Annotated in this window: 11 protein-coding genes; 6 read left to right on the top strand and 5 right to left on the bottom strand. The window is 72.1% G+C overall.

Annotation, left to right across the window (positions count from 1 at the left end; translation table 11 throughout):
* Window positions 1–61: 61 nt before the first annotated feature.
* From WMF22_RS42115 to WMF22_RS42105, 3 genes are all read right to left on the bottom strand, one after another.
* Window positions 62–790 (bottom strand): Hsp20/alpha crystallin family protein, encoded by a 729-nt coding sequence (locus tag WMF22_RS42115; protein WP_438033391.1) that lies wholly within the window; start codon window positions 788–790, stop codon window positions 62–64.
* A 161-nt stretch (window positions 791–951) separates the two neighbouring features.
* Window positions 952–2,046, bottom strand: a complete 1,095-nt coding sequence (locus WMF22_RS42110; protein WP_438033390.1) for a type VI secretion system protein — start codon at window positions 2,044–2,046, stop codon at window positions 952–954.
* Window positions 2,043–2,684, bottom strand: a complete 642-nt coding sequence (locus WMF22_RS42105) for a DotU family type IV/VI secretion system protein (RefSeq protein ID WP_437295561.1) — start codon at window positions 2,682–2,684, stop codon at window positions 2,043–2,045. Before WMF22_RS42105 ends, WMF22_RS42110 begins: the two co-directional genes overlap by 4 nt.
* A gap of 269 nt (window positions 2,685–2,953) precedes the next feature.
* On the opposite strand from WMF22_RS42105, the gene eno reads away from it, so the two are divergent.
* Entirely contained in the window at window positions 2,954–4,249 is a 1,296-nt protein-coding gene (gene eno / locus WMF22_RS42100) for a phosphopyruvate hydratase (protein ID WP_437295560.1), read from the top strand.
* Window positions 4,250–4,441: 192 nt separating this feature from the next.
* On the opposite strand, the gene WMF22_RS42095 is transcribed toward eno, so the two are convergent.
* Complete coding sequence (locus WMF22_RS42095; protein ID WP_012240305.1) at window positions 4,442–4,813, bottom strand: RNA recognition motif domain-containing protein; 372 nt, start codon at window positions 4,811–4,813, stop codon at window positions 4,442–4,444.
* Window positions 4,814–5,412: 599 nt separating this feature from the next.
* The gene (locus tag WMF22_RS42090; protein WP_438033389.1) at window positions 5,413–6,540 is read right to left on the bottom strand and encodes a S8 family serine peptidase; all 1,128 of its coding nucleotides are present in this window, start codon (window positions 6,538–6,540) and stop codon (window positions 5,413–5,415) included.
* On the opposite strand from WMF22_RS42090, the gene WMF22_RS42085 reads away from it, so the two are divergent.
* From WMF22_RS42085 to WMF22_RS42065, 5 genes are all read left to right on the top strand, one after another.
* The gene (locus WMF22_RS42085; RefSeq protein WP_437295558.1) at window positions 6,484–7,338 is read left to right on the top strand and encodes a transposase; all 855 of its coding nucleotides are present in this window, start codon (window positions 6,484–6,486) and stop codon (window positions 7,336–7,338) included. The genes WMF22_RS42090 and WMF22_RS42085 overlap by 57 nt on opposite strands.
* Before the next feature lie 855 nt (window positions 7,339–8,193).
* On the top strand, window positions 8,194–9,465 hold the full coding sequence (locus tag WMF22_RS42080) for a hypothetical protein (protein ID WP_438033388.1): 1,272 nt from the start codon (window positions 8,194–8,196) through the stop codon (window positions 9,463–9,465).
* A 21-nt stretch (window positions 9,466–9,486) separates the two neighbouring features.
* On the top strand, window positions 9,487–13,488 hold the full coding sequence (locus WMF22_RS42075) for a DUF6603 domain-containing protein (RefSeq protein ID WP_438033387.1): 4,002 nt from the start codon (window positions 9,487–9,489) through the stop codon (window positions 13,486–13,488).
* A 6-nt stretch (window positions 13,489–13,494) separates the two neighbouring features.
* Window positions 13,495–15,750: a hypothetical protein gene (locus tag WMF22_RS42070; RefSeq protein ID WP_438033386.1), complete on the top strand. Its 2,256-nt coding sequence runs from the start codon at window positions 13,495–13,497 to the stop codon at window positions 15,748–15,750.
* Window positions 15,751–15,807: 57 nt separating this feature from the next.
* Window positions 15,808–21,045 (top strand): hypothetical protein, encoded by a 5,238-nt coding sequence (locus tag WMF22_RS42065; protein WP_438033385.1) that lies wholly within the window; start codon window positions 15,808–15,810, stop codon window positions 21,043–21,045.

Below are 21,045 nucleotides of genomic sequence, written 5' to 3'. Positions count from 1 at the left end.
CGCCAGGCGACACCGGGGCGACGGCGCACCGCCGCCCCGGTGGAACCCAGATCGAGATCGGCTAGCTGGGCCGGTTCTTCTCGGACGTCTGGCCGCCGCCAGCGCTCGTCCCCTGCGAGGGCCCGCCGCTCTTGATCTCGACCGAGCGGCCGCGCTGCTGCTGCTGCGGCAGCTTCAGACAGACCTCGAGGACGCCGTTCTCGAACCTCGCGTCCACGTCCTCGGCCTGCACGCCCTCGGGCAGCGGGATGGCGCGCGTGAACGACCCGTAGCTGCGCTCGGTGTAGCTCACCCCCTCGCGCTGCTCCTGCTGCTCCTGCCGGCGCTCGCCCTCGATGATCAGGGTGTCGTCGCGGAGCTCCACCCGGATGTCGTCCTTCGTCACGCCGGGGAGATCGGCCTTGACCACGAGCTGACCGCTGCGCTCGCCCAGCTCGATGCGCGGCGACCAGAGGCCGCCCCCGAGGGACGCGAGACCCCGGCCGCCACCAGGCTCACCCATCGTGCGGCCCTGCCTGAACGGCGAGAGCAGCCCTCCGAAGCCGAAGTCGTCGAACATGCGATCCATGTCCTCCATCATCCGGCTCATCATCGCGAACGGGTTGAAGACGCCGCCTGCCGCGCCGTACCGCCCCATCTGGCCGCCGCCCTGCTGACGCTGCAGCCCGGTGGACTGTCCGCCGGCCCCCTGGGAAGGGGTCTGACCTGTCGCCTGGCTGCCGGGCTTGCCTTGCTGCGACTTGCTCACGGACACGTCCTGGCCTGTCGGCTGACGCTGCTGTTCCGCCATGAGAACCTCCTTTCTTGCGAACGTTGCGAACGTCAGACTTGCAAGTGTGGTGCCGTGTCGCGAGCGTGAACCAACGTAGATGACGTGGCCTGTCGACGCCGCGCCCTCTGGCCGTGTCCGCCGTGGCGCGCCGCGCAGGCGGCGCCGCCCTCGGCGCCCGCTCACATCGCGTAGCGCAGGATGATCTCGGTGAGCCCCGCCGCGAGCAGCAGCAAGAGCCCGCCCACGAAGCAGAGCAGCGTGAACCGGTCGTCCCGCCACCGCTGCCGGAGCGGCACGATGTCCCGCTCCGGCAGCACGACGGCCCTCAGGGTCGCGTGGATCGGCAGCCCCCCCGGCCGCATCGCGACCGCCACGTTCGGCGGCTGCGCCAGCCCCATGTTGATGAACCGCGTCACCCCCGCGCGGAGCCGGTCCCCCATGCCGGGCATCGCGCTGCCGATCGCCACCGCGCGGAGCCACGGCGCCCGCTCGAACGCGTTCGCCATCGCGATCACCCCGAACAGCTGCCGCAGCCGCGGCATCAGCGCCCGCACCTCGGCCAGGTGCTGGAACGCCCGCGTCCGCGCCTCGGGCGCGTCCTCCGAGCTCACCCGCGCGAGGCAATACGACTCCAGCCGCGCGTTCAGCCCCTCGAGCTCCTGGAGGATCCGCGGCCCGGCGTTGTCCGGGCTCGTCTCGAGCGGGAGCGTGAAGCCCCAGGGCTCCTCGCGCCCGCGCTCGGCGGTCCACTGGAACACCTCGGCGAAGCCCCAGAGCGTGTCGTAGCGCGACAGCACCACGTACGTCGGCACGTCGGCGTGCAGCGCCCGGCCGACCTCGACGAGGTACGCGCGGATGCGGTTCGCGTACGCGTCGAGCCCCTGCTCGTCGAGCTCGACGAACTCCGCGATGCTCAGGACGAGCAGGATGCCGTCGATCGGCTCGCGCTCCCGCGAGCGGCGCAGCTCGTCGCAGAGCCGCGACAGCTCGGCCGGCTCCCGCCGCGGGCCGAGCACCGACGCCTCCGGCTCGATGAAGAGCGCCTCCTTCGCCAGCCAGTAAGAGCACCGCGCCCCGGGCACGCCGATCGGGAGCTGCCCGCCGCTCACGGGCCACGTCAGGTTCATCGAGCGGATCACCGTGGAGCGGCCCGACCCGGGCTCGCCGAGCACCAGGTAGCAGGGGACCGCGTAGATCCCCTGGCCGCTGTCCAGGTTCGCCTGCTCGACCAGCGTGTGGACGCTCGCCAGCTCGTAAACGAAGGAGCCGCTCATCGGACCCTTTGGGCGATCGTCCACGCGAGCGCGAGCGCGCCGGCGATCGCGACGAGCGACGCCAGCGCCCGCCCGACGAGCACGGACCGCCAGAACGACTGGGTGGGGAGGTGCTGCACCGCGACGCCCTCGACCTGCACCGGCTTGAGCACCCCGCCCTTCCAGTCCCGATCCGGATCCACGCCGAGCTTGAGCGACAGCTCGCGGCGGATCCGCAGCAGATCGTCGGTGTTCTGCCCCGGCAGCCCGTAGCGCCCGCGGAAGCCGAGCCCGAGCACGCACGCGTACGTCGCCATCACCGGGAGCGGGCCCTTCCGGACGCGCTCCAGCCGCTCGAAGAACTCGACGCCCGCGTTGTTGGTCGTCCACCGCGACGCCTGGAGCGGGCGCTGCGCCCAGACCGGCCGCAGGTCCGGCAGCGACATCGCGAACTCGTCCGCGCACGCGGCGATCGCGAACATCCCGTCGTCGACCGACGCGATCGGCATCCCCTGCGCGAGCCTGGACCCCTTCAGCTCCTCGAGCAGCAGGTTCGCCTGCCGCAGCACGTGATCGGCCGGCGGCCGCCGCGGGGACTGGCGGAGCATGCAGAGCCAGAGGAGCATCTCCTCACCGAAGACGCCGATGGACGTTTCCACGCGGGCGCGAGCTTACGCCAGGCGCGCACCGACCGTCGACCCGGGCGCGCGTCCACCTCGCGCGCGTCGACCCGGGCGCGCGTCCACCTCGCGCGCCGCGCGGGTCGACGGGCGGTCCGCGTCGGTCCGCGCCGGATCCCGCGCCGCGCGCCGCGGGTGCACCGGAGCGTCGACATCCGGGGGGGGCCGTGCCTATGCTCCGGCCGCTTCTCGAGCCCCCTTCGAGAGCAGCCGGGGTCGCGCGAAGGCGGTCCCCTTGAGGAGAGGTCATGTCGGAGATCCAGAGCGTCATCGCGCGCGAAGTCATCGATTCGCGCGGCAACCCCACCGTCGAGGCCGAGGTCACCACGCTGAGCGGCACGGGCCGCGCGGCCGTGCCGAGCGGCGCGTCGACCGGCGAGCACGAGGCCGTCGAACTCAGGGACGGCGACAAGAAGCGCTTCCTCGGCAAGGGCGTGCTCACCGCGGTGAAGAACATCGAGACCGTCCTCGGTCCGGCCGTCCTCGGGATGGATGCGCTCGACCAGGCCGAGCTCGACAAGGTGCTCATCCAGGCCGACGGCTCCCCCAACAAGTCGAAGCTCGGCGCCAACGCCATCCTCGCCGTCTCGATGGCCGCCGCCCGCGCCGCCGCGGACACGGTCGACCTGCCGCTCTGGCGCTACCTCGGCGGCGCCGCGGCGCGCGTCCTCCCGACGCCGCTCATGAACATCCTGAACGGCGGCGTGCACGCCGACAACGGCCTCGAGATCCAGGAGTTCATGATCGTCCCCTACGGCGCCGAGTCGTTCGCCGAGGCGCTGCGCACGGGCACCGAGATCTTCCACACCCTGAGGGGCCTGCTCAAGAAGGACGGCATGGTCACGGCCGTCGGCGACGAGGGCGGCTTCGCCCCGCGCCTGCCGTCGAACCGGGCGGCGCTCGAGTACGTCGTGCGCGCCATCGAGGCCGCCGGCCACCGCCCGGGCGAGGACGTCGGCGTCGCGCTCGACTCGGCGCTCAGCGAGTTCTACGACGCGAAGACCGAGCGGTACACCTTCGACAAGCAGCAGAAGACCCGCGAGGAGATCGTCGCCATCTACGACGAGCTCGCCAAGGCGTTCCCGATCGTGTCCATCGAGGATGGCGTCGCCGAGAACGACGAGAAGGGCTGGCGCCTGCTCACGGAGCGGCTCGGCAAGAAGGTCCAGCTCGTCGGCGACGACCTCTTCGTGACGAACCCCGCGCGCCTCGCGAAGGGCATCGAGGACGGCCTCGCCAACGCCATCCTCATCAAGCTGAACCAGATCGGCACCGTCACCGAGACGCTCGAGTGCATCCGCCAGGCGGCCGAGGGCGGCTACCGGTCGATCATCTCGCACCGCTCGGGCGAGACCGAGGACACGTTCATCGCCGACCTCGCGGTCGCGACGAACGCGGGCCAGATCAAGACAGGCTCCGCGTCCCGCTCGGATCGCGTCGCGAAGTACAACCAGCTGCTCCGGATCTCCTACGCGCTCGGCGACGGCCAGGTCTTCGCCGGCCGCGCGCCGTTCCGCCGCCCCGGGGCGAAGCGCTCCAGCTAGCGCTGCTCTACCCGGCCAGGAGTCCGGCCATCGCTGGCCGGGCTCCTGCGCGGGTCGCCGCGCCTTCGCGCTGGCGTTCCTTGCTTTATTTCCTGAGGGGTTCCCCTGCGCTCCGCGCCCCGGCGCCCGTGATCGAGCGGGCGAGGGGCCCCGCGCGGCGCTGACCGCGCCGTCGGGGTCGACCTTGCAGCGCTACCAGCGGTCGCGCCCGCCGCCGCCGCGGCCACCGCCGCGCCCGCCGCCGCCACCTCCACGGCCGCCGCCGCCGCCACCCCCGCGGAAGCCGCCGCCGCCGCCGCCGCCGCCGGGGCCACCGGTGCGCTCGCGCGCCTCGTTGACCGTCAGGGTACGGCCGTCGAGGTCCTTGCCGTGCAGCGCATTGATGGCCGCCTGCGCCTGGGCATCGCTCACCTCGACGAACCCGAACCCGCGCGACTGCCCGGTCATCCTGTCCGTCATCAACTGAATCGAGAGCACCTCGACGCCGGCCCCTTCGAACGCGGTGCGCAGGCTGTCTTCCGTCGAATGGAACGCCAGGTTCCCCACATAAAGCCGCTTGCTCATGTCTGCCGCCAATCCCGTTGCACGATCCCCGCTTCCCTCGCGGACGGCCCGGATCGTGCCGCGGGCCGCACGCGAAAACGCTCCCCGACGACCGGCCGTCACCCCACGTTCGGACGAGGCAACCACGTTGCAGCAGGCGGCCGGATCAGAGGTCGAGGACGAACGAGCCTTGAGGCGCTCCGGAAGCTACCGGCCGGCGGCGGGGTACGCAAGGTATTCCCCCAGGCTGGCCGCGTCTGCCTGTTCCTGACCGTCGCCGCGCGCGGCGCGTCGGACGGCGGCGGCGGCGTGCACCCCCGTTGGATACGGCGTGCGCCTCGTGCCGCGATGCTCGGTGCGATGTGGACGAACGGGCTCCGGGCCTCCTCGCGCCGTTCGCGCTCGAAGTCCCGGCGAGCCGGCCGTCAGAGCGGCGCGGTGCCCTGCCTGTCCGGACCTCGACCCGGAGGTCCGTCGCGCTCGCCCACGGCGAGCCCGCCGCCGTGCAGCTCGCGGCGATCGGCCGCTTCCAGGACGGCTCCGAGCGCGGCGCCACGGCGCAGGTCGGGCAGGTCAGCTCGAGCGCCAGCGACCTCGTCGCCGCGTGGACGCCGCCGAGCTCACGCGGCGGCGCGCGCGGCGGCCACCGCGGCGCGGGGCTGCACGACGCCGAAGCCCTGCCGCTCCGGCGCGATGCCGGGCAGCCCGCGCGCGGTCTTCATCAGGATGCGCCGGCATTGCTGCGGGGAGAGGCGCGGGTTCGCCTCGAGCATCTGCGCCACGACGCTGCTCACGATCGGCGCCGCGAAGCTCGTCCCGTCCACGTGTTTGTAATGGCCCGAGATCACCTTCTGGTCGCGCAGCTTGGCCGCCGCGAGCTGGCGCACGAGGTACGGCTCGCGGCCGGCGATGGCGTCGAGGTCCGGATCGACGCACGCGTGCTCGACGAGCAGCCCGGGCAGCTCCTCGTCCCGGGCGCGGTCGAGCAGCGACAGGAGCTGCGCCTGCGCCGCCGTCGGCGTCCCGGGCAGGATGGGCGCCGCCAGCCAGATCGCCGGCGCGATGATCTCCGGCTTCTGCAGCCCGTCGAGGGTGAGGCCGTACGAAGAGTGGTAGTTCCACGTCTGCTCTCCTGCGCCGCCGTCGTCGAGCCCCCCGACGGCGATGACGCTCGGCGCGCTGGCCGGCGGCAGGACGCGGTGCCCCGGGTCGTGCCCTGCGTTGCCCGCGGCCGCCACGACAACGATGCCGTGCCGGGTCGCGTCGTCGGCGGCGCGCGACAGGCTCCCGGTCAGGTACGACTCCTCGTAATCGCCTCCGCAGGAGATGTTGAGCACACGGATTCCGTGCTGCTCGCGGTGCGCGATCACCCACTCGATGCCCCGCCGGATGTCGTCGTGGACGATGCGGTGGGCGAAGCCGACCTTGACCAGCGCGAGGTTCGCCTCCGAGGCGAGCCCGCGGAAGCGCCCGTCGGAGAGCGCGCCGTTCCCGGCGGCGACGACCGAGGTCATCATGCCGTGCCATGACGAGGCGTCCCCGCGCTCGAGCGCCGAGGGGCCCGCCTCGGGCGCGAAGAGGTCGTGGTAGGCGAGGACGCGGTTCCTGGGCGTGGTGAGGTCCGGGTGGGCGTAAAAGCCGGAGTCGAGGAAGGCGATGGTGACGCCGCGGCCGGCGTAGCCGGGGTCGGCGTGGAGCCGGTCCGCGATGGGCAGGATGCGCCGCGGGTCGAGGTCGCTCGGAGGCATGGGCGGGACACTATTCCACCGTTTCGCCGCCCGGGCGCGCATGAACTCCGCGCGAGCCCGCTCGCTCGTCCGACTGGCACGCTGAGCGCTGGCCAGTCCAGCGTGTCAGCAACCCCGCCAGAGAAACCGGTCGATAGCGAGCGGTCGCTGGAACAGCAGCGATTTTCGGAGTTTCCGCCTGCTTCGCCGCCGAGGGCGGCTCCGGTGTGGCCCAACGCGGCGCCCTCTTCCGCCGCATCGCCCGCGGTGAAGGGCCCGCGGCCTCACCGATCGGGGTCGGCGCCTGGCCTGGCGGCGCAGCGCCGAGGGATTCTCCTTCGCTCGCCGCTCTGTTGCCGGGCCCTTCGATGCGCCGCTGCCTGTTTCGGGATCGTGCCTGCCGCGGCGCGCATCGCAGCGGATGACGATCAGGGGCGCGAGAGGCTCGTGCGGTACTGCTCCCGCCCGGCCTTCGCACTCGATCGAATCGAGCTCCTGCCCCATGGGCGTATAGCGTACTTGCTGAAGACACCTTGGCGGGGACGCACTCACTGCGTCATGAGTCCAATGGAGTTATTGGCCCGGCTCGCGGCTTTGATTCCTCCGCCGCGTCCTCGAGCATCTGAACTTGCCCTCGCAGCCCCGAACGGCAGCACCCGCGCGCGATCCAGCGTGGGAGTCGATGGCGTTCGGGTTCGACGCGGCGTAGGTGGGCACCCGGCCCGAGCCCGTCATGGGAACGCACGTCGCGGTCGTCGAGCCAGAGCTGCACCCAATGCACGGCGCGCGGGCCCTGCGACGGGGCGAGCGGGTGTTTGATGCGCGATAGACGGCTCGCCCGGCGCCGTTCCCGCGGGGCTCGACGCGGGCGAGAGCTCTATGGTTTCCCATCCGCCCAGGATTACTGGACTGCGGTGCGCAGGATGAAGCGCACGGCGATCATCGATGAGCATCACGCAAACCTACAACTCGAAAGAGGTCTGATCTGCGCTCTCTGGCGCCGAGGCGCATGGTGCGCGTGCCGCCTCCGTGCCAGCATGCAGGAGCCGATTCGCCACTCGTTTTCCCACCGCTCCCGATGGCGTCCGCAGTTCCGCCATGGCGTGGCCATGCAGCATCGCGGCGAGAGGGTCGTCGCCTGCGCACGCCGCCGCGCTTGCCTCCCGGCACAGGCCTGGTGCTTGCCGGCATCACTTTCCGGATGCCTCCGGGGCGCTTCGGCACGCAACCGCCGCGTGCGGGCGGCTCTCGGCGGCCCGCGAGCTGGCCCGCTGGATGACGACGGTCCGATCGGGACATTTTTCGCTCCGAAGGCAAGAATCCGTGGTGAGCAAGCGTCGACCCGGGTTCAGGTCAGCATCGGAGTCAAATCCGGGGCGCCTTTCCAGGGGCGCACCCGCGCGCCTGCTTCGCGACCCTTTCACGCGCGCTCCGGTGCGCGACCGGACCTGGCAGCAGGTCGATTTCGCGCGCGAGCGGCGTAGCTCTGCTCCATGCATCGGCGGCATCACGGGCGCGCGCCGACGCGCCGACGCGCCGACGCGCCAACGCGCCAACGAGGCGACGGATCAGCGTTGACAGGATCGAACCCGGGGTGTCTCATGACCAGATACGAGCGTCGAAACCGCCTGGCCGGCGATGCATTCGAGTTCGTCGCAGGGTGGGCAGACGATCATGTTCGGCAGACTCGGGAGATACATTTACAACCTCATCTACCTGCAGCCGCCGTCGAATGCGGCGTTCGGGTACCGCTGGCGCGCCCAGCAGGGGGTGCCGAACCAGCTCTCGACCTTCGATCTCACCGGCGGCGTCGCGCCCGGTCTGTACGTGGCGTTCGCGCCGCTCAACCTCGACACGACGATCGAGCCGTTCGGCGGCGGCGGCGGCCCCGGGCCGGTTTATGCCGTGCCGGGCGCCCCGTCCGCCGCGGTGACGGCGGTGATCAACCAGGGACGCGCGAACCCGCCGCCCGGTCAGGCCGGGCTGTTCAACAACGCCACCCCGCTTCGCCTCGCCGAGATCACCGGCTTCCTCGGCTACGCGGCGAGCTGCCTCGACAGCATCAACGCCACCGCCGCCGGGGCGCTGCTGTTGCAGCGGCTCAACGGCGGGCCCAAGTCGGTGTTCATCAGCCCGTCGATGTTCAGCAATCAGACGTTCGCTGCTGGACCCGCCTACGTCAACGGCCTGACCGCGGCGATCCAGGCCTACGCCGGCGGCCAGCCGTTCGACCGCGCGCAGCTGACCGCGCTCGTCAATCAGCGCTACGCGGCGATTCGCTCGCTCGGTGGGCGCTTCAACCAGCTCGCGGCCGACATGAACACCCTGCCGCTCGCGTCGCTGTTCACCCAGTACAATGCCGCCGGGCCGGGCTTCCTGTACAGCTACTTCCGCTTCCGGGGCCAGCGGATGACCGGCCAGAACCTGATGAACTGGCTCAGCGACGGCGGGTTCTCGGCCTTCGACAACAACGTCCGCACCTTCGCTCGCGTGTTCGAGAACATCACTGTCCGCGAGTACTTCCTGCTGGCGCTCAACATCATCCTCTATCCGGTGGCCCCGCCGGGCGCGGGCGTCGGTGCCGGGGTCAAGTTCCACGTGATCAACGAGAACGACAACGTCCTCGGCTCCGCCGGCTTTCGCCCGCCCGCGATCGGACTCGCGCACGAGCTCATGCACGCGATGCACTACGGCCGCGGGACCTCGCCCGGCTCCGATATCAACCACTTCACGACGACCGCCGCCGAGCTGCTGTTCGCCGGCATCGGACCGTTCGCCGCCGAGTCGATCACCGAGAACGCCATCCGCGCGCAGTGGAACACGATCCCGGTCGGCAGCCTCCACCCGTCGAACGTGTGGGCCGCGCCGGCGCCGCGGCTCATCTACGAGCCCCCGGTCGCGCCGATGACCCGGCAGGCGCTGCGCACCGCGATGCGCTGCATCTGACCGCGAGCCTGGAAGGACGGAATGCCGCTCGACACCCTGCAGTCCCAACTCGAGAAGCTCGCGGCGTCCGGGGACCTGACCGTCTCGTCCGTCGCCGGGCTCCTGCCGGCGATCGCCGCGATGATGGACAGCCTCCCGCCGATCTCCCTCGCGCCGCTCACGAGTGCGACCTTCGCGCTGTCCCCCGCCGGACCCGATCAGACCCTCACCCTGCGGGCGACCCTCGACTGGGGCCTGTTCAAGGGCATCCACGTCGTGATCACCGCGGCCGTCGACGCGACCAGCAGTAACCGGTTCCTCGCCACCCTCGACATCACGGCCCCGCCCGCGACGACGCTGAGCATCCCCGGCCTCGACTGGTTCGCGCTCGCGGCGCTGCACGTCCGCGGGGCCAGCCAGAGCTACGCCCTGTGGTCGACCGGCCTGGCCCTACCCGCGACGATCAGCGTCGGCGCCACGCTGACGATCAAGAACGTCCCGACGACGTTCCCGATCGTCATCGGCGAGGACTCGACCGGCCTGCTGCAGCTGACGCTCGACACCTCCGCGGTCGAGTTGCCGGGCATCAACAACGTGCTCGCCGCGTTCGGCGACGCCGCGTCCGCGATCCGTCTGCCGAGCACCCTCGACGAGCTCGCCCACTTCTCGCTGCTCGAGCTCGGCGTAGGCTTCGACCCCTCGACGGGTACGCTGGCGCAAATCTCGGCCAAGGTCGGCAATTCGACGCAGCAGGTAGGGGGCTGGCAGATCCTCCCCGGCGTGCTGGCGCTCGAGAGCTACGCCGTCGGCCTGACGATCGCCGACCCGCTGCACACGCGCCGGGTCGGCGGGCTGATCGCGGCGACCGCCCGGCTGGGCACGGTCGACATCGCCGTCGCCGCGCAGCACCCGGCTGCCGGTGGCTGGCAATTCTCGGGCGAGATCGGCGCGGAGAACCCGGTCCCAATCGGCGACATCCTGACCGGCCTCGCCGGGCAATTCGGCGTCGCCCTGCCCAACGTCCTGCACGAGTTCGTGCTCAAGGACTTCGTGTTCTCGTTCGACAGCGCGACCTACGACGCCCTCGGCCAGCTCACCGTCGACTTCACCGTCGGCGCCACCCCGGTCGAGATGACCGTCGGCGCCTCGCTGGTCCGCTCCGACAACGCCTACAAGCCGACCGTCCGCGGCCAGCTGCTGGTCGGGAGCGCCACGTTCGACATCGCGTTCGACGGCCAGTCCGCCGCGAAGACCTTCACCGCCAAGTGGAGCGACCCAGCCACTCCGCTGCAGTTCGGCGACATCGCCGCGCTGATCGGCTGGAGCGACTTCCCGCCGCTGCCTGAGGGCCTCGACCTCGCCCTGACCTCCGCCGAGTTCACCTATGACTTCAACGGCGGCAAGATCGCCTTCAGCGCCGCCTCGAAGAACTTCGGCCGGGTCCTGTTCGCCACCCTGAATGGCGCCGCGGGCGGTCCGTCGGCGGACGCGCGGATCTACTTCTTCGCCCTCGACGTCCCGCTGAACCTCGACTTCCGCGACCTGCCGTTCGCCGGCGAGCTTTTGCCCGCGGATGTCGAGATCGGCGTCAAGGAGCTGCAGATCGTCGCCGTCTCGGCCGCGCTCGGCGCCCCGGACCTCGTGGCCGTCGCCGCCCTGCTGCGCGACCGCCTCGACGGCGCCGCGCTGATCCCCACCGCGCTGACGGCCGGCCTGACGTTTGCCGCGCGGATGAACCTCGGCAGCCCGACGCCGCAGCCGGTGGTCGTGGCGCTGACGAACAAGCCCGCCGCCCCGCGCTCGCTCGCGGCAGCGCCCGCCGCCGCCCAGCCGGCCTACCAGGTCGGCGCGACGTGGTTCGCCGTCGACCGCACGCTCGGCCCGATCAAGCTCGACCGCATCGGCCTACAGTACCAGGGCGACACCCTGTTCTTCTTGTTCGACGCCTCGGCCAGCCTGTCCGCGCTGTCGTTCTCGCTGCAAGGCCTCGGGATCGGCTCGCCGCTCACCCGGTTCGCGCCAACGGGCCACCTCGACGGACTCGCCGTCGCGTTCAACAGCGGCCCATTGACGATCGACGGCGGCCTCCTGGTGGTCCCCGAGGCGCAGCTCCCGAGCGGCGTGCGCTCGGAGTACGTCGGCGAGCTGACCGTGGCGTTCGCGCCGTGGCTCATCGGCGCCGCGGCGGCCTACGCGACGCTGACCAGCGGCACCTCCTCGTTCTTCGTGTTCGCCCAGGTCATAGGAGCGTTCGGCGGGCCGCCAGCCTTCTTCGTCACCGGCTTCATGGGCGGATTCGGCTACAACTCGCAGCTGAGGCTGCCCGCCGTCGATCAGGTGTACCGGTTCCCGTTCGTCGCCGGCCTCGACGACCCGGCCGTGTTCGGCCCCGCGCCGACGCCGCTCGGCGTGCTGTCGACGCTTGCCGGCGGCTCGCAGGCGTGGGTCACCCCGAGCGCCGGGCGCAACTGGATCGCCGCCGGCATCCGCTTCCGCTCGTTCGAGCTGATCCTCGGGCGCGCGCTGCTCGTGGTCGACTTCGGCGACGATTTCGAGGTCGCCCTGCTCGGCCTCGCGAGCACCAGCTTCCCGCAGGGGGCGACCACCGACGCCTACGCGTTCGTCGAGCTCCAGCTCGCCGCCGTCTTCAAGCCCGACGACGGCTACTTCGGCGTCTCCGCCTCGCTGACGCCGGCGTGCTTCGTCATCAGCCGCGACTGCCACCTCACCGGCGGCTTCGCGTTCTGCCTTTGGTCCGGCGACAGCCCGCACGCCGGCGACTTCGTGTTCACCGTCGGCGGCTATCATCCCGCGTTCGTCCCCCCACCGTGGTACCCCGTGCCCGCGCGCGTCGGTTTCAACTGGCAGGTCGACGGCAGCACCACGATGAAGGGCGGCGCCTACTTCGCGCTCACCCCCTCCGCGATCATGGCCGGTGGCGACCTCGAGGCGCTGTACCAGTCGGGGCAGGTGCGCGCGTGGTTCAAGGCCTACGCCAACCTGATGATCACGTGGAAGCCGTTCCACTTCCTCGCCGACATCGGCGTCAGCGTCGGAGCTTCGGTGCGCGTCGACCTGCTGTTCACCACCGTCACCCTCTCGTTCGAGCTCGGCGCCAGCCTGACGGTGTGGGGCCCGCCGACCGGCGGCACCGTGCGCGTGTACCTGTCGATCCTGTCCTTCACCATCGACTTCGGCGCGAGCGAGGCCAGCGGGGAGCCGAAGCCGCTCGCGTGGCACGACTTCCAGACCCTGCTGCCGAGCGGCCCGGCGCCCACGGTCCTCGCAGCGGCCGCGGACTCGACCGAGCCCGCGAGCGTGCCCGCGGTGCTCGGCCTGCAGATCAACCGCGGTCTGTCGCACCAGGGTCCCGCCGGCACCTGGATCGTCCGCGCCGACGAGCTGATCTTCACCGCCCACACCGCCGTGCCCGCGACCGCGATCGACTTCGGCAGCAAGGGCGCTCCGCCGCTGGCGAGCGGCGCCAAGCCGGTGGTGCCACCGGCGACGATCTCCATCCGTCCGATGGCCGTCTCCGGCGCCACCTCCGGCCTGCGGGTCACCCTGACCCGGATCGACGACGGCGCCGAGCTCGGCTTCGCCGACTGGACCCAGATCCCAGAGGCCGCCGCACTCCCCGAGGCGATGTGGGGCGCGCCGCTGGCACGGGGCGCGACGCCGCCGGCCACCGCCGCGACGATCCCCAGGCTGCCCGTCGGCGTGCAGCTGATCGCGCCGCCGGCCGTCGTTGGCAAGTCGCCGGGCCCGATGAAGATCGACGAGCTGCTCGACCCGCTGGGCACCGGCGCGCAGCCGCTGACCCCCGCCACACAGGCCGATCCGCTGCCATCGCCGGTGGTCGACCCGACCACGATCCGCGCCGTGATCACCTCCGCGGCCTCAGCGGCCGCGGTCGCCACCCAGCAGTCGATGCTCGCCGCGCTCGCCGACCTCGGCGCCGCGCCGCCGACCTGCACGCCCCTCACCGAGCTCGCCAAGCAGGCTGGCAAGCTCTTCTCGCAACCGCCGCTGCGCGCCGCGTGAGTCCTCATGAGCGATCCCACCCCCATCCCCTCCGGCGAGATCCAGCTGTTCGACGGCTTCGAGCCGGGCCTGAAGGATGCCACCTACCGCGTCGACGTCGTCCAGACGGTCAGCGCCGCCGACGCGTACGTCCCTCCGGCGGCGCAGACGTTCCGCGTCGACGGCCCGCGTTTCACGATCGACCCCGCCGACATCCACACCGTGTTCCCGCCCGACGGCGCGACCGGCGCGTTCTCCGAGGTGCTGCCGCACATCGTCCTCAACAAGCGCCTGCTGCCGTGGGAGCGCGACGTCCCCGGGCTCGCCGGCGATGTCCCGTGGGTGGCGCTGCTCGCCTTCGAGGACGGCGAGCTGCTCGCCGCCCCGGCGGGCGGCCAGGGCGTGCAGACGTGCACCGTACAGCAGCTGCTCGCCGCCGATCCGACCACCCGCAAGCCCGCCCTGAAGGCCGTGACCGACGACGAGCTCGCGCGAAAGTGCCGCACGATCACCGTCGCGTCGGCGACGTTCGCCCGGCTCGTCGCCACCGCGCGCGAGCTCCCGTACCTCGCGCACGCGCGCCGGGTAAACACCGGTGACAAGCCGATGTTCGGCCACAAGGACGACGGCTGGTTCTCGGTCGTGGTCGCCAACCGCTTCCCGCGGCCCGGCACCACCACCGCCGCCGCGCGGACCACCGTACACCTCGTCTCGCTCGAGGGCTTCGGGGACCTGCTGACCGGCGACGCCCCCGTCGCCCCGGCCGAGGCGCAGGTCCAGCTGGTCTCGCTCGCCAGCTGGACGTTCTCGTGCCTCGCCGATCCAGCCCAGACCTTCGCCGGCCTCGCGCGCGCCCTCGCCTTCGACGCGAACGGCGCGCCGCGCCCCGGCGACTCGCTGCTGCTGCGGCTCCCCGTCGCGCCGACCGGCCCGGTCGACCCGATCGCCGCGCGCGTCCGCCAGCGATTGGCCGACGGCTACGTCGCCCTCGGCTACCACGCGCCGACCGGCGAGGACGGCTTCGCCTGGTACCGCGGCCCGTTCACCCCAGTCGTCCCGGCCGCGGTGCCGTCGGGCGGGGGCTTCGCCACCTCCGACGCCGCGATGATCTTCGACCCGAACACCGGCGTGTTCGACCACAGCCTCGCGACCGCCTGGCAGATCGGCCGCTGCCTCGCCCTCGCCAGCCAGCCGTTCGCCGAGGCGCTGATGCGCGTCCGCCGGCAGGCCGGCGCGGCGCTCGAACGGCTCGCCGCCCCCGCACGCGTCCCGGCGTCGGATCGGCTCGCCGCGGTGTTCGCCGCCGGCGCGCTGAGCTTGATCCACGAGGCCTCGACCTCCGGCCGGCTCGGCGTCCGTGCCCGCACCGCGACCGCCAGGCTCGCTCCGGTCACCGCGCTGCGCAGCGCGCTCGCCCGTCCTCACGTGCAGGCCGAGCTCGCCGCCCAGCTCGACGGCAGCACCGACGCCGACATCGTCACCGCCTGGCTCGGCCAGCTGCTGCTGCTGCGCGGCGTCCCGTTCGTCCACCTCGTCCCCGACGCGCGCATGCTGCCGCCCGGCTCGCTCCGCTTCTTCTATGTCGATCCCGGCTGGCAGGGCGCGCTCGTCGACGGCGCCCTCAGCGTCGGCATCGGCACCTCGCGCGACGCCGAGGTCCAGGCCCCGCTGACGCAGAAGCTCAAGCAGGGCGCGCAGGCGGCCGCGCTCGCCTGGCGCGCGGGACAGCTCGGACAGCCGACCCCGAGCCCCGCCCACGGGCCGACCGCCGGCTTCCTGCTGCGCTCCGGGCTCGCCTCCGGCTGGCCCGGCCTCGCCGTCGTCGGCGCCGCCCATGGCGCCCGGGTGCCCATCCTGCGCCTCGACCACCTCGGCGCCGGCGTCCTGTTGTGCTTGTTCGACGGCGTCCCCGACACCGTTACCCTGACCGAGCCGCAGGAAGGCCTCGAGTTCGGCGTCGACGACGACGGCCAGGTCGAGACCCGCACCCTCGCCCCGCCCGAGGTCCACACCGGCAAGCCGGTCACCGTCTACGACCCCAGACACCCCGACGCCCCCTCCGTTGCCGTGCGCCCCGGCAACGCGCGCGTGCTCAACGTCCGCAGCGGCCCCGCGACCACCTCGGGCCCGCCGACCGATCCGAAGGACCTCGTCGAGGCGCTCGCCCGGGCGCTCGGCCAGGACCCTGCGAGCCTCGGCCCGGCCGCGTTCGCCTTGCAGATGATCAAGGGCCCCGAACAGCTCGTGTTCGCCGTCGCCTCCACCCTCCGCGCCGCCTCCTGACCGCCCATGCACGCCACCTCCTCAAGCCCGCTCCTGGTCCCGGTCGAAGTCTCGGCGATGGTGCTGAACAACACCGCCGAGAACTTCATCCGGGCGCAGATGAACTACGCCAACCTGGCGAGCTGCCGGAGCCCGAGCCCCGCGCCATTCCAGCAGGACCAGTCCGGCTTCTCCGCCGACCTCGCCAACCACGGCGTCTACCTGCAATGGACGTTGCCGGCCGCGCTGCGCCACGCCGTCGAGAGCCCGGGCGGCGCGCTGCGCTTCCCGTTCGTCCCGAACCGCTGGCTCGTGGTGCGGCTGTATCGCCCGGCGAGCGATGCGACCGCCCCGACGGCGCCGCTCGTCGCGGCGTGGGTGGTCGTCAGTGACGCCGTCGGCACGACCGACGGCGCCAACTACCTCGACCCGACCCGCAGCGCGCCGACGCCGAGCACCCTCGGGCACCGGCTCCCGATCTCGCCCGCGAGCCCGTGGCAGGAGCCGGGCGGGCCGTCCGCCTACTTCCTGCGCGCCATCTCCGAGTCCAACCCCGCGTTTTCGGCCTACCAGCCGTTCAACACCAACGTCTTCTCGATCCACGACGACCTGCGGACCCAGGGCCTCGCCGCCGGCACGCTCAGCTACTTCGTGCTCGGCTGGTACGCCGACTCGACCGCCGATCCGCTCGCCGCCTGGCCCGCCGAGGACTTCGCCGGGCTGCTCTCCACCCTCGGCTGGAGCGCCGCGCCCGCGCCCGGCGCCGCGCAAAGCCTCTACCACGGCTCGGCGGTCGGCGTGCCATGGACCCCCGACGCCGGCCGCCCGCTGCCCTCGGCGAAGGACAGCGCCAACCCGCGGATCGCGATCGGCAACACCAGCGTCGACGCCGTGGTCGCCTTCATGGAGGCCGCGTTCTCCGAGCCCGGGGTCACGCTGCCCGCCGACCTCACCCCGCAGGAGGCGGCCGAGCTGCTCGAGGCGTTCCAGTACAATCTGCTGCCCGTGCTCGGCCAGCCCGGCGGCGCGGATCGAGTCCGGCAGACGATCCGCGCACAGTGGTTCGGCTCGACTGCCGGTGGCAACGCGTGGACGATCGGCGACGCCCCGGCCCGCCCCGGCGACCCGCCGCGCAAGCCGATCGCGGCCGACGAGCTCGCCCGCGAGACCGCCTGGCTCGCCGACCTCAACGCCGCCCAGGCGCAGTACGACCAGACCGCGCGTGACCTGATCGCCGTGCAGCGGCGCCTGTTCGAGCTGTGGTGGAAGCAGCAGGCCGCGCAGGCCTACCTCGCCGAGCAGGGCCGCTATCCGTGGAAGGTCACCGGCGACCAGCTCCGCGCCGCGCTCGACCCCGGCGACCCGAACGGCCTGATCGCCCGCGCTCGCTCGCTGCGGGCGAAGCTCGCCGACCTCGGCCGGCAGATCCCGCGCGCGACCGACACGGTCGATCTCGATCAGGCGATCGCCGCCTTCGCCGCGAGCAAGCGGCTGCCGGCCTCCCGCGCGCTGCGGGCGATCGCCGCTCCGCGCTTCTGGACCGCCCCCGATCCCGTGCTCGTGCTGTCCGGCACCGCGCACACCCTGAAGATCGACCCCGACACGAAGCTCGCGTGCCGCTGGCCGGCGCAGCTGGTCACCGCCCTCGCCGTCGGCACCGGCGCCGGCGGACCGAGCTTCACCATCCGCAGCGACCAGCTCACCAAGTACCTGCCCGCCGTCCCCTGGTCCGGCCTCCCGCAAGTCGCCCCCGCCCTGTTCGCCGAGTTCTTCCTGCTCGATCCGAGCAACGCCGCGCTCGTCGCCGCCGCCGCGGGCGTCGCCCTCACCCGCGACCAGCTCGCCGCCCTCGCCGCCAGCATCGCCGCGCCTGCGCCGCCCGGCGGCGGCGTCCTGCCCGCGATCGCCCCGCCGTTCCCGTGGACGCAGCCGTGGCAGCCGCTGTTCCTCGACTGGCAGCTGACCTGGTATCCGCTCCCCTTCGTCAACGCCGCCGGCGCCGCCAACTGGTCGTTCGACGGAGAGGACTTCGACCTCGCCGCCGATATCACGCCGCCCGTACCGCAGATCCTGCAGGGCCGCAGCGTCCTGACCCCGAAGCCGTCGTTCGAGTTCAAGGCCCGCATCGACCAGTTCATCCGCGACAACCCCGACAGCCTCGCCGCCAAGCAGCTGAAGGCGATCGAGGACCTCGTCGACACCGTCGGTCACTGGGACTTCCTCAGCCAGGCCCTCGGCGGCGTCGGAACCCAGCTAGAGTCGTGGGATCCCGCGCCGACCGCCTACCCGCCGGCAGCCGCGCTCCCCGGCGGGCCCGAGAGCATGGCCGACCTCGTCGGCAACCAGGGCTCCGTGCCCCCGAACCCGCAGCTGGCCGCCGCGCGGCGCGCCGTCCCGCCGTCGAGCTTCGAGGGGCTGCGCGGCGGACAGTTCTACGTCTCGCGGCTGGCCGTCGTCGACGCCTTCGGCCGGACGCTCGAGATCGTCACCGACCAGACGGCTGCCCAGACCCCCGTGCTCGTCGGCGCTGGCCTGCAGGTCACCCGGCCGATCGTCCCCGTCAATCCGCAGGGGCTCGTGCAGCTGCCCCCGCGCCTGCTGCAACCCTCGCGGCTCAATCTGCAGTTCGTGCCGACCGCCGCCGGCACCCCGATCGTCGGCTGGATCCTGCCCGACCACCTCGACCGCGGCCTCGCCGTCTACGGCCCCGACGGCACCCTGTACGGCGAGCTCTCGCCGGTCGTCGACGCCGACGGCGCCCCGTTCGTTGACTGGTGGCCCGCCCCCGACACCCCGTACCCAACTCTCGACCCGCTGGTCGGCACCGAGCCGCAGCTCGGCGGCTTCCTGGTCGCGCTCAAGGCTGCCGGCCCTATCGCGCTGGCCGAGTTCGTGCGCGCCGTCGACGAGACGCTGTGGTCCGTCGATCCGCTCGGCGACCGCCCCAACACCTACCTCTCGGTGCTGGTAGGCCGCTTGCTGGCGATCGTCACCGCCACGATCTCCCTCGAGCTGCAGACCGAGGCCCACCGCGACCCCGCGTGGCCGTACACCTTCGCCGACCCGCCGCCCGAGCCCCTGTTCCTCGGCCACCACTTCCCGGTCCAGCTCGGGCAGCTCGCCGCCCATCAGGATGGCCTGCTCGGCTACTTCTGCGACGGCGACTACGATCACTTCAACGCCGTCCACGTGCCCGGGGCGGGCCCGGACGACCCCGCGAGGAGCAGCGGCTACCTGAAGCCGATCGGCGACGGCAACTGGATCGAGCTCGGCTTCGCCGCCGCCGGCCCGGGGCCCTCGCGCAGCTTGACCCTCGTCATGGACCCGCGCGCCGCCGTCCACGCGCAGTGCGGGCTGCTTCCGGTCAAGGACATCAGCCTCGTGCCCGCCTGGGTCGACTCCGCGCTGTCCGCGATGAAGGCCGCCTTCCGCGTCGGCCCCGTGCTCGCCGAGCAGCGGCGGATCGCTCCCGCGCCCGACAGCCCCGCCGTGGACTCGCTGCTGCTGCCGCGCCCGGCCGAGCGCGACGGCGGCGGCAGCAACTGGCAGTGGCGGCAGCCCGCGACCGGCGGCGCCTTCACTGACCTCACCCTCGCGCCCGTCGACGGCGGCGCGTCCTTGCCCGACACCCCGCCGATCCTTCGTCACGGCGTCCTGCAACGCAGCGGCGGTCTCTCCCTCGCACACCCCAAGGAACGAGCCATCATGCTTGCTTCATCATCCGGCGGCCCCCTCCTCAGCTACTCTCTCGCCACCAGCCCGTCCCCGCTGCAGGTCAGCCCGCAGTCCGGACCGCCCTCGGTGGCCGCGCTGACAATCGTCGTTTCGACCCCGCTGACCGTCAATCAAGTCACCGTCACGCAGATCGTGATCACCCTGCCGATCGGCGACCCGACCGCGCCCGACACCGCCGATCTCGCCGACGACGCAACCGGCATCACCGCCTCGGTGTCGGACACGACGCACTGGCAGGTCGGACCCGGCGGCGCCTCGGGTTCGTTCGTCGTGCGCCCGGCGAACGGTCAGTCCGGCGTGCTCAGCGACCACGGGCTCGCCGTCTCGATCACCGGCGTCCGCGTCAGCCAGCTGGTCGGCAACGCAGTCGTCGAGATCGTCGAGTCCGCCACCGCGGACGGCGGTGCCGCCCAGCCGCGCGTCTTCGACATCACCGTCCCGAAGTTCCCCTACGGCTTCTATGTCTTCAACTTCAGCGCCGACGTCCCGCAGATCAAGGCTGGCAGCGTCGTCACCCTGACCTGGGTCGGCTCGGCCAACACCACGTACACCCTCAGCTACGCCGACCAGACCGGCATCGACGTCAGTAAGGTCCGCCGCTGGCGGTCGCCGCCACTGTACACCTCGACCGCATTCATCCTGACCGCCTCGGCCACGGTGCAGGGCCAGACCGTCACCACCAGCCTAAACACGGTCGTGATCGTGGCGTCGCCGGCGATCCTGTCGTTCTGCGCCACCCCCGACGAGATCGACTACAATCAGACCGTCACCCTGTCGTGGCGGGCGACCGACGCTGACGGCGTGTACCTGCTGATCGGCCAGAGCGGCCGGGAAACGCTGCCGCCGGTGTCCGACCCGGCCCACCCGAAGACGCTAAAGCCGCAGTACGGCGTCATCTACGCCATGCAGGCGTTCAAGCGCAGCAGCGGCCAGCTCGGCGACATCGTCTCGACGACCTACCCGCTGGCGTTGACCTTCAACACGCTCGAGATCGAGAGCTTCGCCGCCGATCCGACCACCGTCGACCTCGCGCACCAGACCACCACGCTGTCGTGGGCCGTCGCTCACGCCAAGTCGGTCGCGTACCAGGGCCAGCCGGTGGCCGCCCAGGGCTCGCACGTCGAGAGCCCGACGCAGGCCAGCACCTACGAGCTCGACGCCACCTGGGTCGACGGCACCGTGACGCGACGGACGGTGGACGTCGCGGTGGTGCGGGTCAAGGTGCTCGGCGTCACTCCGACCTTCGCCGTCAACGGCGGCAACATCACCGTCGTTCTCGACTTCCACGTCGAGGCCGCGACCGGCGGCACCGTCTCCGGCGCGCACATGATGTTCAACGACCGGATCCACTGGTACAGGTGGGGCCACCCGCAACAGACCGGCGACCAGAGCGCGAAGGGCGTCAGCACCGGCCCCGACCACTGGCAGTTCACGCTCAACTATAGCGTCGACCCGTCGTGGACCGGACTCCCGAACATCGGCATCATGATTGACTACCACTTCGACGGCTTCCAGCCGGTGACCGTCAGCTCGTTCCTGATGATGTATCGCGGCGAATTCAGCTTCTGGAACGGTTCATAG

It is taken from the genome of Sorangium sp. So ce204, assembly GCF_051526795.1.
GTDB classification, from domain to species: domain Bacteria; phylum Myxococcota_A; class Polyangia; order Polyangiales; family Polyangiaceae; genus Sorangium; species Sorangium cellulosum_B.
The sequence above is the reverse complement of the archived record's forward strand: the minus strand, read 5'-3'. Positions and strand labels throughout refer to the sequence as shown.

Coding starts and splice junctions, on each gene's coding strand:
- WMF22_RS42115 (WP_438033391.1), bottom strand. CDS start 790: ATGGCGGAACAGCAGCGTCAGCCGACAGGCCAGGACGTGTCCGTGAGC.
- WMF22_RS42110 (WP_438033390.1), bottom strand. CDS start 2,046: ATGAGCGGCTCCTTCGTTTACGAGCTGGCGAGCGTCCACACGCTGGTC.
- eno (WP_437295560.1), top strand. CDS start 2,954: ATGTCGGAGATCCAGAGCGTCATCGCGCGCGAAGTCATCGATTCGCGC.
- WMF22_RS42095 (WP_012240305.1), bottom strand. CDS start 4,813: ATGAGCAAGCGGCTTTATGTGGGGAACCTGGCGTTCCATTCGACGGAA.
- WMF22_RS42090 (WP_438033389.1), bottom strand. CDS start 6,540: ATGCCTCCGAGCGACCTCGACCCGCGGCGCATCCTGCCCATCGCGGAC.
- WMF22_RS42080 (WP_438033388.1), top strand. CDS start 8,194: ATGTTCGGCAGACTCGGGAGATACATTTACAACCTCATCTACCTGCAG.
- WMF22_RS42075 (WP_438033387.1), top strand. CDS start 9,487: ATGCCGCTCGACACCCTGCAGTCCCAACTCGAGAAGCTCGCGGCGTCC.
- WMF22_RS42070 (WP_438033386.1), top strand. CDS start 13,495: ATGAGCGATCCCACCCCCATCCCCTCCGGCGAGATCCAGCTGTTCGAC.
- WMF22_RS42065 (WP_438033385.1), top strand. CDS start 15,808: ATGGTGCTGAACAACACCGCCGAGAACTTCATCCGGGCGCAGATGAAC.